Origin of the sequence: Sphingobacterium sp. UBA2480 (assembly GCF_002341965.1) — a bacterium.
GTDB lineage: Bacteria > Bacteroidota > Bacteroidia > Sphingobacteriales > Sphingobacteriaceae > Sphingobacterium > Sphingobacterium multivorum.
The window spans coordinates 797,615-811,093 of sequence record NZ_DDPA01000007.1; the positions used below are offsets into that span (position 1 = coordinate 797,615).

Genomic DNA, 13,479 nt, shown 5'->3' on the forward strand with positions numbered 1-13,479 from the left:
CTGTCAGCAGGGATGTTGGATAAAACAAATAGTTAATTACAAATACCAAATGATCTAGGAAAATTCTATGTGCAATGTGCTGAAAATAGATATAATCCGCAATCATTTTTAAAAAAATGTATTCAAATGAAAAATAAACTTCGATTTATATTGCCACGCCTTATTGTGCTTACGGCAATAGCAGGATTAGCAACATTGATTATTGGGACGATCTTTAAGCTCTTGTTGTTTGGGACAATTCTCTTTGGTATAGGAAGCTTTGCCGCGGCAAGAATGCGTAGAAGAGATAGACAAGCATTCAAAATGGATAGGGCTCCGGTATATCCGAACGTTCACGGTCATTATAACACTGTGGTTGCAATTGTTCCATTACAAGGGCAAAAACGTGCTAAGAAAGCAACAATAGTTCCAGTTTACTAAGGTTAAAAATTGCAAGACGAGGAAATTCATCCCACATCAGTTTACACGTATTATTCAATATTAAAAATTAAAGACATGTTTAAAAGAAATCATTATACCAACGGATATTCAAATCATAATAAATTTTGCGGACAACATTTCAAAGACCGCTTTGAAAAATTCCAACAACAGTTTTTTGATAGTGAAGCCGGGCACAATGCTGGCGTACAGCAAGCTGTTCCTGTAAATATTGCCGAAAATCAAGAGTTCTATGAAGTGCAGCTTTTTGCCGCTGGACGTAAGAAAGAACAATTCCAAGTCAGCATAAATGACGGGATACTGAAGATTTCATGTACAGAAAACACCCAGGACAATGCCATAGATTATATCTATAAAGAGCAGGATGGATTGGCATTTGAACGTGAATTTCAATTAAATGAACAAGTACTTACAGATAATGTGCATGCAAGTTTCGAGGATGGGGTATTGACGGTTATCCTTCCAAAAGATCTTGAAAAAGTGAAACGGCCACAAGAGGTTGTTATTGATTAGTAAAAACCAGTTTTAGATCTGGGCGCACATCAAGGCTGCTGATGTGCGTAGACTTAAATCAGCGTAAGAGCTGATGTTGAAAAAGGACAGCATCGAATTTTGCTGTCCTTTTTCTGTCTCTTAATTTACCGCCAACCGGTGCCCAAAAGCAGTGAACAGTAAACGAATTTCGAATAGCTGTTTGGCGCTATGGTCCTTATATCCGTACTGCTTTTCTAAGTATTCCCAGAATTTGTCTCGATTTTTGATCATTGCCATAATAACCTATTTGGTCTTAGATCAAGATAATCTCAAAACGGAAATGAACTAACACCAGATTATAGGTAACAACAATTTTTAATCAATTTTTAAACAGTATTCAATCATTGTTTATTCAGTATGCACTGAGCGATCACTGAACAAGCACTGAACAAGCACTGAACAAGCACTGAACGAGCACTGAACGAGCACTGAACAAATACTGTCGAAAGGCATAACATGATACCTGCCAGGTATTCGCTTGATTGAAAGGTATAAAGATTAGGGATTTGGAGTTTACGCAGCTATAGATCAGCTAGGGCTATAAGATGTTTACAATATCCCTAGTTGGTTTGTCTGGCTAAATTGGCTTACGTCTGTGCTGGTGAGGCTTGGCTTTATTGTAGCTTGTATGGCACTGTGTGAAGTTTATTTAGATGTTATGTTGTGAAAGCTACTCCGTTCTTTTAAGTTTTTTATTGAGTTGTTCTTTGCCAAATCGCCAAAAGAAATAGAATAGGCCTATAACAACTATAATTGCCATAAAGGGCACAAATATGGCGAGTATGGTCAAAATGGTTGAACCGATGGTTTCCATGGTCGAGATCATAAAATTGCCAAAACCTGCCGTTCCAACAGACGAGACTGCCCGGGTGCCAGCTAGCGCTGTGCTAATGGTTGCCGCGGTACCGCCACCAGCGATGATTGCCATAGCCCAGCGGAAAAAGGGTGAAATATCTGCAAACTGTATGGCAAAAAGTAAGGTGCCTGCTATCGTCGCGAGAGGAATTGAAAGGCTGTCCAATATATTGTCAATAAAAGGAATGTAATATCCCGCTATTTCTAGGATCATGGCTATGCTTGTCGCTGCCAAAACAATAGGTGAGCCCGCCCAGGCCAATTCATTGCCAACCTGGAACAGTTCAAGCCGACAGCCAAGGCTCAATAAAAATAAGGGCATGAAAACCCGGAAGCCGGTGGCTGCCGCCAGACTCAAGCCTATAAAAGCACTTACCAAAAATGTGGATAGTTCACTCATGGCCAATATTTTTGATACAACCTAATTATAGAATAGTAAAAGAATCGCTTTTGTTTTTCAGACTTCCAAAAATCGTCATATTCTAGCTGCTCATTAAAAGATGATTTTTAGTATTTTATATAATTATATATTGTGTATATAGATTTTGATTATAGTGTATCGAATCATTCGATGTACAAGTGGGATCTCATTTGTGTAATTTTATGAAAGTGGGAGTCAAACAATTTGATCACTTAAGATATTATATAAATAAACTTTCTTTTCATATGGACAACAACGAAAAAGACATTAGCAAATGCCCATTTCATAATGGTACAATGCGCAACGCCGTTGCGGGAGGGGGAACTCAAAATCAGGACTGGTGGCCAAATAGACTTCGTGTAGATCTTTTGAGACAACACGCGAGCAAGTCAAATCCGATGGACGAGGGCTTTGATTATGCGGAAGCATTTAAACAATTGGATTTAGAAGCCGTAAAAAGAGATTTGCATGCCTTGATGACCGATTCGCAGGACTGGTGGCCTGCTGACTTTGGACATTATGGACCATTATTCATCCGCATGGCTTGGCATAGTGCAGGAACCTATCGGGTAAGCGATGGTCGAGGCGGAGCTGGGTCTGGGCAACAACGTTTTGCACCACTGAATAGCTGGCCTGATAATGTGAGTTTGGATAAAGCACGTCGCCTGTTGTGGCCTATCAAACAAAAATATGGTAAAAATATCTCCTGGGCAGATTTATTGATTTTAACAGGTAATGTTGCTTTAGAGTCTATGGGCTTCAAGACTTTTGGTTATTCTGGTGGACGTGTGGATGCTTTTGAACCTGAATTGGATGTCTATTGGGGTTCTGAAAAAACATGGTTGGGCGGTGATGTACGCTATGCTCATGGTTCAGAAGGCGTAGTGGAATCACACGGTGTATTATCTGCCGATGATGATGCAGATGGTAAACAACATTCGCGCAATCTTGAAAAACCGTTGGCAGCGGTACAGATGGGATTAATTTATGTTAATCCGGAAGGACCAGATGGAAATCCAGATCCTATCGCGGCTGCAAAAGATATACGGGATACTTTTGGTCGGATGGCGATGGACGATGAGGAAACTGTCGCTTTGATTGCTGGAGGACATACGTTTGGAAAAACACACGGAGCAGGTCCTGCCGACAATGTCGGAAAAGAACCTGAAGCAGCCGGCATAGAACAACAAGGGCTTGGTTGGAAAAGTACCTATGGCAGTGGAGTAGGAGCAGATGCGATCACGAGTGGCTTGGAGGTTATTTGGACACAGAAACCGACAGAATGGACCAATCTCTTTTTTAAAAATCTCTTCGAAAATGAATGGGAATTAACAAAGAGTCCTGCAGGAGCGCATCAATGGGTAGCCAAAGGAGCTGATTCGACTATTCCAGATCCTTTTGATCCAACTAAAAAACGTAGGCCAACGATGCTGACGACAGATTTGTCCTTGCGTTTTGATCCAATTTATGAAAAGATCTCGCGTAAATTTTACGAAAATCAAGACGCATTTGCCGATGCATTCGCTCGCGCCTGGTTTAAATTGACGCACCGTGATTTGGGACCACGAGAGCGTTATTTAGGTGCCGAAGTTCCTGCTGAGGAATTATTGTGGCAAGATCCTATTCCTGCTGTCGATCATGCTTTGGTCGATGCTAATGATATTAACACATTGAAATCTACCCTATTGAGCGCGGGGCTCAGCACTGCAGAGCTCGTAACGACCGCTTGGGCTTCAGCTTCTACTTTTCGTGGGTCTGACAAGAGAGGTGGTGCAAACGGTGCGCGGATACGGTTGGCTCCGCAGCGTTATTGGCAAGTCAATAATCCAACACAATTGCAAAAAGTTCTTACTGCGCTTGAGCAAATTCAACAGGACTTTAATGGAAAGCAACAGGGCGGAAAGAAGATTTCCTTGGCAGACTTAATTGTCTTAGGTGGTGTTGCTGCGATAGAGCAGGCCGCTCGTGCAGCTGGACATGCTGTCAACGTACCGTTCCATCCGGGGCGTATGGATGCATCACAGGAACAGACGGATGTAGAATCCATGGGCTATCTTGAGCCAATTGCGGATGGATTTAGAAATTACCGTAAAGGTGCTTACACCGTGTCTACGGAATCATTATTGATCGACAAAGCACAATCACTTACGCTATCTGTTCCGGAATTAACGGTATTGATCGGCGGACTTCGTGTTCTTCAGGCAAATTTTGATGGTTCTGCATTAGGAGTGATGACAGATAGGCCAGGCCAATTGACGAATGATTTTTTTGTCAATCTATTGGATATGGGAACAGCTTGGAAAGCAATCTCTCCGGACCGGGAAGTTTTTGAAGGATCAGATCGTAAATCTGGTGTTAAAAAATGGGAAGCCGGACGTGCAGATCTTGTTTTTGGTTCCAACGCTGAACTGAGAGCTGTTGCTGAAATATATGGCAGTGCCGATGCAAAAGATAAATTCGTACAAGATTTTGTGAAGGCATGGACTAAAGTGATGGAGTTAGACCGTTTTGATCTGCATCGCTAATTGTTAAGAATATCAGTTTTTCAAGAAGCCAGGTCCGACGCGAACCTGGCTTCTTGTTATTTTAGATTTATCCAGATAACCCTGAAATTAACCTTTTGCTCCGGCGCTAAGATTGGCTCAGATTTTTTATGATGTACCTGACCAATATTTATCGCTATGGTCTACGACATGGACCAATTTATTTAATGAGAATAGCAGCCAAAAAAGAACCAATTTTTGCCTCTAATATCATTTTAATCTCACTTTAACCAAATTTTAATTTAATATATGAAGAATTATGGAATTTTCTTTGGGTGTTTCCTATTTTGTGAAATAAAATTCAAGATTTGTGCTACTTTTTCTTCTTTGATCGGTAGTAACTTTGTAATGGTTTCAAAGGAATCTTTGATACATTGTTAGGTTAAAGCTATGTGGAAGCACTTTATTTTTCTGTTTGCAGCACTGTTGTTATCATTTAAGAATTTAAATGCAAACAGTCTTGTACTGAAAAGTGAAAGTGTCGAATCCCAGTTTTTATCTGCAAAAAATCCTTCCAACAATGCGGACCATACACACATCGTCCATTTTCATAAAGATCATAGTCAATTTTGTTCGCTTTACCCATCGCTTCAATCCATTGTTGCGGAATTGGACGCCGAAGTGGCACAAGATTGGTTGATGGAGCGTTGGTTGGTTACGGTTGATTTGCTATGGCATGAACTACTGCCATCCCCAAAACAGAAAGATTATCGGTATGAACATACCCTTGATCTAGAGCATATACCCATCGCTCGATTTTTGCTGTTTGAGCAAATCAAAATTCCATGCTAAAGCGTACGCTTTTCTTTACATCATACAGGCAAAGAGAACTGTCATTTCTTTTCTAAATTTATTTATTTCTTAAAATATACCAATGCACGAGCTAAGTATAGTAAAGGATATTTTTGATACGTTGACCTCGCATTATGAGGCTAGGGTAGATGATATTCAAAAAATTCAGGTCACAGCAGGATTGTTATCCAACGTCCAGCCTGTATTGATCCAAAATGCATTTGATGCTTTTATTGCTGAAAATACGCAATACCAAGATATGGAAATGGAAGTCGTTGTAAACGATATCATTGCATATTGTGAACATTGTCAGAAAAATTTTCCGGTTCATTTTCATCGATTTGTCTGTGATTGCGGACAGGCTTCTAGTACAATTGTTCAAGGGAATGAACTCTATATATCAAAAGTAATTTTTAAACAAGACTAATATCGTTTATCATGTCAGACAATACTTCAAATCCTAAAAGTTTAGGTAACCGTGTAGGTTCGGTTCAATGTGAAAATACAACGCTACATTTATTAAAAGCAAATGATTTTGTCGCAAAAGCCATCCGCGATAGACTGAAAGACGTTTGTGTGATCAATGTATGTTCTTCTCCGGGTTCGGGTAAAACTACCTTGATGCAAGAAACGGGAAAACGTTTGGCCAAAGATCTGAATATTGCTGTTTTGGTGGGTGATCCGGAAACCGAACGTGATGCGGTTCGTATGCGTGAGGTAGGCATTAATGCATTGCAGATTGTCACTGGTGGAATGTGTCATATTGAGGCACAAATGATCTTACAAGCCCTGGATCATATCGATATCGAAGGAATAGACCTGTTGTTTATTGAGAACGTCGGGAATTTATTGTGTCCATCAGCGTTTGATTTGGGTGAAGATTACCGCGTGACCTTATTGGCGACCACAGAAGGGGACGATAAACCGAAAAAATACCCACGTATGTTTTTAACAAGCGAATTGATGTTGGTTTCCAAAGCTGATTTATTGCCATATGTACCTTTTTCGGTAGATGCGGTAACGAAAGATGCGCGCGAGGTGAACCCCAATTTGGAAGTTATTACAATCAGTACATTAAATGGTGACGGTCTTGATACCTGGTGTGATTGGTTGAAAGAAAGAGTTCAGGCGAAAAAAGATCAATATAAGGCGCTTGAAGTAAAATAACGGCCAATTGATAAAAGAGTGGTATAGCAATGATCCGCGCTTCATTGTTATACTGTATATGTTGACATGTTATTTGTGTTTAGAGGAAATAGATTTGACGGAGAACGAAACTGTGTCAGTGCCGTTAACGAAATGAAGAAGATAGGTTTACAATATGAATGAGCTACCTGTACCAATAGATAAAATTGTAGCAAAGCATGAGTTTGCTCTTAGTGAAGTCGATCAAGTGTATCTTGAATGGTATGAAGTCCACAAAAGGCGCCTAACACGCAATACAACGGGCGGAAAGACAATCTTTACGCAATTGGAGCAAGGTGCGGAATGGCGTCATGGCGATGCTTTATTTCATCAGGAAACGCTACAGGCGATCCTGGTTGTCAAGCCTACGTTGACCATAAGATTCAATCCAATAGATTTGGTGCAGCTTGCAGATTTTGGTTATTTTATTGGAAACAGACATCTGCCCATATTCAACGTAACAGATGCCCAATCACTTCGTCTTCCTTACGATGGACGGCTCTATGAGCAGGTCCTGGCAAAGTATGGAACCTCGATTCAATTGGAGGAAGCCTTACTGTTATCCGAGAATTTGATTCGACTGCAGGCGAGAAATAAAAAGAAAGCAGATTTAAGCGGAACAGATGAACATGTTGATCCGCGTAAGCAAGTCCTAAAAAATAAGTAGATGAAAGTGAATCGTATTATATCTGTATTGCTTTTGGCATGTTTGTGTTTGGTGAGCGCCTGCCAAAATCGGCAAGCAGGTGCGGTCAGCAATCAAGTGAAAGCTGTCGACAGCCGTGGAAAAGAAGTGGTATTAGCGCATACGGCACAACGTGTGGTTGTATTATTTCCGTCCCTTGTTGATGAAGTCTACATGTTGGGTGCTGAAAATAGCCTTGTTGGTATTCCTGAACAGGTTTATCAGGTCGAAGATACCTATAAGTTTTTATCCAAATTGGATGATAGGATCGCACAAAAAACACTGGCGACACCTACTTTCACAGGCCAGGCAAATAATGTGGAAAGCATAGTGAGCTTAAACCCTGACCTTGTTTTGACATTCAATACCGATCAGGATAATATTTCCCAACTAGAAGATCTTGGAATTCCAGTGTTCACTTTTTCTTCGCAGGATGAAAAAAGTATTTTTAATGAACTGACAGGGATGGGAGCATTACTCGGAAAGAAAGCGCGAGCGGAAGAAATTGTTCAGTTTGTTTCGGCGGAGATCAAAAAAATGACTGCTCCCAAGGATCAAATACAGAAGAAGGTTTATTACGCTTGGTCTAAAGGTCGGGTACTTTCGACATCCGGTCGTGGTAGTTTGATTGATATGGCGATCCGCCTTTCGGGCGCAGCTAACGCCTGTCCGTTGGAAATGGAAGCCCCAAATGTCGGCGCAGAGACAATTTATAAATGGAATCCGGACCTCATTATTCTTTGGAATTCTACATTGGCAGACGTCTATAACTTAAAGGAACTCGCGGCCTTACCTGCAGTGCGAAATAAACAGGTATTTGTGATGTCACCGTCGTTTCCATTCGACCCACATACCGTCAAATTTATGCTTTTTGCCAAACAGATAAGGCATTGGTGTTTTTCGGATTATACGAAACAGCAACTTGACCAGGATATGGCTATCGCTTTTGAAAAACTTTACGGTAAAGCAGGATTACTTCAATGATGCATCAATTAAAAAAGCTGTTATTGCTCGTTGTTCTGCCATTGTTGGTTTTATTGTTTTCCCTATTGGTGGGCTCAAGCCAGAACATTGGTTTTGTTGAGCTCTGCCAACGCATTGGATCGGAAGTGGGGGGATATTTAGGTCACCCTACTGCGGTATTGAAGGATAATATGGATACGATATTGTGGCAGGTACGTTTACCACGGATTCTGCTGACCTTTATGGTCGGAGCTGCTCTAGCGTCTTCTGGCGGAATCTTGCAGGCCATTTTTAGGAATCCAATCGTTGATCCCTTTACATTGGGTATTTCTTCGGGATCTGCTTTTGGGGCTGCATTGGCTATGTTGTTTCCGCTATTGCCGGTCAATATATCCGCATTTTTGTTTGGTGTATGTGCTGTGGGGTTGACTTATTTTGTTTCAAATGCTGGTTTGAAAACCTCGATTATTGGGATGGTATTGGCAGGAATGGTTATTTCCGGTGTATTTACAGCCATGTTAACCTTGTTGCAATACATCAGTGATCCCTATAAATTACAAGCTATTGTACAATGGACAATGGGGAATCTGCATACGGCCTCCTGGTCGAAAGTACAGCATGCTTTTCTGCCGATAACGATAGGATTGGCTATCCTGATCCTGTTTCGTTGGAAGCTGAATCTTTTAGCCTTGGGCGATCAAGAAGCAATTGCTGTTGGCGTCAATCCGAAAATATTGAAACTGGGATTTATTGCTGTAGCTACACTAATTACAGCATCAGCCGTTGCAGCTGTAGGGGTAATAAGTCTATTTGGATTAATTGTTCCACACATCAGCCGGATGATCTTTGGCCCCAATAACAATATTGTTGTGTGGGCAAATATCAGTATTGGTGGTACTTTTCTTCTACTGATCGATGATTTTTCTAGGGCGGTCATGCCATTTGAAATTCCGATCGGTGTATTTACAATGATTATTGGCGCTCCCTTGTTTATTTACCTGATGCGTCGTAATGAAATCAACTGGAATTCATGAGTAATTCGATTCATATCAACAACCTTTCTTTTGCCTACGGTAAGGATATCATTTTAAATGATGTAACCATGTCATTCCCAAAAGGAAAGCTTTCTGTTATTCTCGGTCGGAATGGAAGTGGTAAATCCACGCTATTTAATATTATTGCAGGGCTGGAAAAAAAATATGATGGATCGGTTCTTATTAATGAAACGGAGCGTCGCGATTGGAAGGTTGGTCGGGCTAATTCATTGAAATTGGGTTTTCTGAACCAGTTCCATCAGACCACATTTCCTTTTAGCGTTGTTGATGTTATTCTGACGGGACGGGCTTCATTTTCTCGTTTTTCACCAAGTAAAGAAGACTTCGAGGCAGTAGAACAGATCTTGGATAAATTTAACCTCACACACTTAAAGGACAAACCCTATACGTCGTTGTCTGGAGGGGAGCGACAATTGGTGTTACTATGTCGGGTATTGGTACAGCAACCTGATTTATTATTGCTTGATGAGCCTACGAATCATTTGGATCTGAAATATCAGATTGCGGTTCTGCAGACCGCCAAAGAGCTGGTCAAGGAGGGGACAACCGTGTTATGTGTAATGCACGACCCTAACATGGCGTTTCTTTTTGGTGATCAGTTTTATCTGATGAAAGACAATAGGCTCCTGGACCTCCATGGTCTGGATCGGGAACAAGTAAGAAATTTATTGGAACAGACCTATCAACTTCCTTTGATTAGTTTGGAAAATCAAAAGAAATGGATGTTTGTTCCGATGCTGAGTGGTGCTGCGGCATTTGAACCCATTGAGGGGGCAGAACATAGTCCAGCAACCGTCACTGAGCTGAATACACCCTGATGAAGTGTGGAGTAAGCGCCTTTGTAAAAACATCATGGTTTGTAGGTGAAATGCCCAGTTTACGGGGCGATTATTTTAAAATAGCGATAACACTATGAATATATTTAAAGACAGTGGTCATATATTGATTGAAAATAAACGGATGAGTAAGGGATCTCTTCCCGCTCAACCTCAGTTGAAAAATATAACCATATCTCGTGTTGAAGAGGAGGATATTGATGTCGTATTACCTTATGTCATTGAATTTCGGAAACAGTTGTTTCCGATGTTGGATTCCAATAAGCTTCCTAAGGATCTACTCGCATTTTCAGCCGTGTATCTTGAGGCTGAAGCTGCTGCATTCTTGCAGGCAAAAGATCATCGGGGTAATTTGATCGGCGTGGTTGGTATGTCGGCTTATGACTACCGTTTTCCGCATTTGGATATAGACAGAAGGAAAACGGTGGAAGTTGCCCGGCTTTTTGTGGATCCGAGTTACCGTAGGTCAGGTTTAGGAACAGCCTTGTTCAAAAGTTTGGTCGCTGTAGCTAAGGAGAAAAGTATTGAAAGGCTTTATTTACATACGCACCCATTCTTGACAGGAGCCTATGAGTTTTGGGGAAAACAAGGCTTTCAATTAAAGGACTATTGTAATGAATCGAATTTTCCAACGATACACATGGAATTATTCGTTGATCGTATTGCTTAAACCCAATTTGGGCAATCCAAAAAAAAGAAAAATTATTCTAATGAACAACATGATGAAAGCGCTAGCTTTCGCTTTATTGACAAGCGCTTCCGTACCGGGAGCCGTATATGCACAACAAGGTGTAGCATTATTTGGAAAAATTCAGGATGAAAACGGTGATCCCATCGCTGGGGTTACACTGACCTTAGTCGATGGACAACAACAGACAAGTTCTAATGCTCAGGGCGAATTTAGTTTTACCGGAATAATTTCCTTTCCTGTACAGTTACGTGCAGATGCAATTGGGTATAAGCCTGTATTGCTGGATTTGAACGCCGCTAGCTGGAATGCAAAAAAAGGAGTTCGATTACTGATGGTGGCCGGTGATAATACCTTGGATGAGGTATTGGTAACAGGTAGACGCAACAATTCTTATCTGACAAACGACATGGAGTTGGGCGGAAAATTTGCTGGAAAATTAAAAGATCTTCCACAATCTGTTGCTGTTTTAAGTAAGGAATTTATAGAGGATAAGCAGGCATTCACCACAGGGGCATTGGTTCAGGATTTGGCTGGTGTGACCGAAGCATCTTCCTATGATGATGTTGTCATTCGTGGCTTTAAAAGCGGTTATGAAACGGGTGTACGGCTTGTCAATGGCTTACGCTCGGGGTATGGTTATGGTAACAGTTATTATAACTCTCCCTTAACAATCAATCTTGAAAATATCGAGGTTTTGAAAGGGCCAGGAGCATCTTTGTTTGGAGATATCGTACCGGGTGGTACAATTAATATGACGACCAAGAAGCCTTTGGAAGATTTTAGAGGGCATGTGAATTTTTCAGGTGGTAGTTTTGAAACGATGCGAACAACTGTGGATCTCGGTGGACCTCTGGACAGTGCCAAACGTATTTTATATCGTTTTAATGCGGGTTACGAAGATACAAAGACTTTCCGCGATGTAAATCGCCAGAAACGAATCATGGTGGCTCCTTCGTTCACCTTTAAACCAGCTGAGGGCACGGTGGTGGATATTGATATGGTGTATAATCAGTTCAACGGTTATCTTGATCGGGGAATGGGTATTAAGGAAAATAACTTTTATGCTTTGCCAAGATCATTTACGTTGAGCCAGCCTTCCGATTTTTATAATTCCAAGACTTTTTCGTTAAGCGGCCGCTTGTCTCAGCGTCTGGCAGAACATGTTAGTTTGAATCTGAGCTACATGAAATCCATCTATCAGGAGGATGTCAACGAACATCGGACAATGAACACCTTTGCTGATGCGCCACATAATACCATTATGAATATGCGTTTTTTTGATCGTCATGGACGTGACTATACAGATAATGTTGTGGGTTATGTTAAGTGGGATCTTTTGGGCGATAGAGTCGATCATCATTTTGTTGCAGGAGTTGATTTTGCACAATATCGGGGCGACAAAGAAAATCAATTGCGGGAGGCGCGGCAGCAAACTGTAGATGGCAAAGTCGTCCCGTTGACTTTTGATTTGAACAATCCCACTTATACCACGCATGATCTAACGAATTATGTGTGGCGCACGGGAGTCGCTTATCCTTTTTTGAGCCCTTATAAAACAACGGGTAAATATATTCAGGATCAAATCAGCATTGACGAGCGATTGAAACTTATTGTAGGTCTTCGTCATGAGCACTATTCTTCTGAGACACTTGACGGACAAAATCGCTTTCATGCAACGCAAAATGCCTTATTACCTCGTTTTGGTGTAACCTATGGAATCAATAACCAGATTAACTATTTTGCAAGTTATTCACAAGGATTTGTACCTGTGGGCGCCAATTTTATTCAGAACTATAAAGATTACGGAGCTGATAAACCCTTTGATGCTGAGCGCAGTTTCCAGGTGGAAACGGGGATGAAGGCCGGTTTTTTTAAAGAGCAATTGCAAGTTGATCTATCCTTATTCCGAATTGAACGACGGAATATGCTCATTGCCACAGGGGCTATCAACGATTCAGGGCTGCCGGAGTATAGACAATCTGGCAAAGCGCTATCGCAGGGTGTCGAACTCGATGTGCGTGGGCAGTTGACACGTGAGTTCCAGATTATGGCCAATTATACCTATAATGATACGGAGGTAAAATCATCTTCTGTTCCTTCTGAAATCGGGCAGTCCCTACCGGGAGCACCTAAAAATATGGCGAGTGCCTGGTTGAAATATGTGTTTTCAGCTAGTACATTAAAAGGTTTGGGTTTTGGTGCCGGTGTTTATTATGTAGATCGTAAAAGGATGGATAACAGTATCGGAAAGGATAGCGAAGGAAATGCACTCTGGGGACAATGGCCTTCGTATACCACTGTAAATGCTGCTGCCTATTACCACATTGGTGCGATGAAAATGGCCTTAAATCTGAACAATGTATTCGATAAATATTACTTTTTAGGTGGTTTTGACTACACGAGAGCCTTTGCTGGTGCACCGCGAAATGTCATGGTATCAGTGGGTTACTCTTTTTAATGCTGAAATAGTAATCTAAAACC

Annotated in this window: 13 protein-coding genes; 12 read left to right on the forward strand and 1 reads right to left on the reverse strand. The window is 41.2% G+C overall.

All coding sequences use genetic code 11. The annotated features are described in order from the left end of the window. The first annotated feature begins 126 nt into the window (after positions 1-126). On the forward strand, positions 127-420 hold the full coding sequence (locus B3600_RS16410; RefSeq protein ID WP_286753723.1) for a hypothetical protein: 294 nt from the start codon (positions 127-129) through the stop codon (positions 418-420). A gap of 75 nt (positions 421-495) precedes the next feature. Then, positions 496-951, forward strand: coding sequence for an Hsp20/alpha crystallin family protein (locus tag B3600_RS16415; RefSeq protein WP_286753724.1), 456 nt, complete (start codon positions 496-498; stop codon positions 949-951). A gap of 691 nt (positions 952-1,642) precedes the next feature. Here B3600_RS16415 and B3600_RS16420 read toward each other — a convergent pair. After that, positions 1,643-2,227, reverse strand: a complete 585-nt coding sequence (locus tag B3600_RS16420; RefSeq protein WP_286753725.1) for a DUF4126 domain-containing protein — start codon at positions 2,225-2,227, stop codon at positions 1,643-1,645. A 266-nt stretch (positions 2,228-2,493) separates the two neighbouring features. Between B3600_RS16420 and katG the strand changes: the two genes are divergently transcribed. The 10 genes from katG to B3600_RS16470 all read left to right on the forward strand — a co-directional run bounded on the left by katG (position 2,494) and on the right by B3600_RS16470 (position 13,456). After that, a complete protein-coding gene (gene katG, locus B3600_RS16425) occupies positions 2,494-4,773 on the forward strand; it encodes a catalase/peroxidase HPI (RefSeq protein WP_286753726.1) in 2,280 nt (759 codons plus the stop codon). 408 nt (positions 4,774-5,181) lie between these two features. After that, positions 5,182-5,583, forward strand: a complete 402-nt coding sequence (locus tag B3600_RS16430) for a hypothetical protein (protein ID WP_070567895.1) — start codon at positions 5,182-5,184, stop codon at positions 5,581-5,583. A gap of 82 nt (positions 5,584-5,665) precedes the next feature. Then, on the forward strand, positions 5,666-6,010 hold the full coding sequence (locus B3600_RS16435; RefSeq protein WP_046675411.1) for a hydrogenase maturation nickel metallochaperone HypA: 345 nt from the start codon (positions 5,666-5,668) through the stop codon (positions 6,008-6,010). 11 nt (positions 6,011-6,021) lie between these two features. Beyond that, positions 6,022-6,750: a hydrogenase nickel incorporation protein HypB gene (hypB, locus tag B3600_RS16440; protein WP_112376082.1), complete on the forward strand. Its 729-nt coding sequence runs from the start codon at positions 6,022-6,024 to the stop codon at positions 6,748-6,750. 154 nt (positions 6,751-6,904) lie between these two features. Beyond that, a complete protein-coding gene (locus B3600_RS16445) occupies positions 6,905-7,435 on the forward strand; it encodes a hypothetical protein (protein WP_286753727.1) in 531 nt (176 codons plus the stop codon). Continuing rightward, a complete protein-coding gene (locus B3600_RS16450) occupies positions 7,436-8,437 on the forward strand; it encodes an ABC transporter substrate-binding protein (RefSeq protein ID WP_286753728.1) in 1,002 nt (333 codons plus the stop codon). After that, positions 8,434-9,450, forward strand: a complete 1,017-nt coding sequence (locus tag B3600_RS16455; RefSeq protein ID WP_236586027.1) for a FecCD family ABC transporter permease — start codon at positions 8,434-8,436, stop codon at positions 9,448-9,450. The genes B3600_RS16450 and B3600_RS16455 overlap by 4 nt, the downstream gene beginning before the upstream one ends. After that, positions 9,447-10,289, forward strand: coding sequence for an ABC transporter ATP-binding protein (locus B3600_RS16460; protein ID WP_286753729.1), 843 nt, complete (start codon positions 9,447-9,449; stop codon positions 10,287-10,289). The genes B3600_RS16455 and B3600_RS16460 overlap by 4 nt, the downstream gene beginning before the upstream one ends. Positions 10,290-10,383: 94 nt before the next feature. Beyond that, positions 10,384-10,977 carry a GNAT family N-acetyltransferase gene (locus B3600_RS16465; RefSeq protein WP_236560238.1) on the forward strand — a complete coding sequence of 198 codons (594 nt, stop codon included), beginning with the start codon at positions 10,384-10,386 and terminating at the stop codon, positions 10,975-10,977. After that, entirely contained in the window at positions 10,922-13,456 is a 2,535-nt protein-coding gene (locus B3600_RS16470) for a TonB-dependent receptor (protein WP_286753730.1), read from the forward strand. The genes B3600_RS16465 and B3600_RS16470 overlap by 56 nt, the downstream gene beginning before the upstream one ends. Positions 13,457-13,479: the final 23 nt, after the last annotated feature.

Coding starts and splice junctions, on each gene's coding strand:
- B3600_RS16460 (WP_286753729.1), top strand. CDS start 9,447: ATGAGTAATTCGATTCATATCAACAACCTTTCTTTTGCCTACGGTAAG.
- B3600_RS16435 (WP_046675411.1), top strand. CDS start 5,666: ATGCACGAGCTAAGTATAGTAAAGGATATTTTTGATACGTTGACCTCG.
- B3600_RS16465 (WP_236560238.1), top strand. CDS start 10,384: ATGAATATATTTAAAGACAGTGGTCATATATTGATTGAAAATAAACGG.
- B3600_RS16410 (WP_286753723.1), top strand. CDS start 127: ATGAAAAATAAACTTCGATTTATATTGCCACGCCTTATTGTGCTTACG.
- B3600_RS16445 (WP_286753727.1), top strand. CDS start 6,905: ATGAATGAGCTACCTGTACCAATAGATAAAATTGTAGCAAAGCATGAG.
- B3600_RS16415 (WP_286753724.1), top strand. CDS start 496: ATGTTTAAAAGAAATCATTATACCAACGGATATTCAAATCATAATAAA.
- katG (WP_286753726.1), top strand. CDS start 2,494: ATGGACAACAACGAAAAAGACATTAGCAAATGCCCATTTCATAATGGT.
- B3600_RS16455 (WP_236586027.1), top strand. CDS start 8,434: ATGATGCATCAATTAAAAAAGCTGTTATTGCTCGTTGTTCTGCCATTG.
- hypB (WP_112376082.1), top strand. CDS start 6,022: ATGTCAGACAATACTTCAAATCCTAAAAGTTTAGGTAACCGTGTAGGT.
- B3600_RS16470 (WP_286753730.1), top strand. CDS start 10,922: ATGAATCGAATTTTCCAACGATACACATGGAATTATTCGTTGATCGTA.
- B3600_RS16450 (WP_286753728.1), top strand. CDS start 7,436: ATGAAAGTGAATCGTATTATATCTGTATTGCTTTTGGCATGTTTGTGT.
- B3600_RS16430 (WP_070567895.1), top strand. CDS start 5,182: ATGTGGAAGCACTTTATTTTTCTGTTTGCAGCACTGTTGTTATCATTT.
- B3600_RS16420 (WP_286753725.1), bottom strand. CDS start 2,227: ATGAGTGAACTATCCACATTTTTGGTAAGTGCTTTTATAGGCTTGAGT.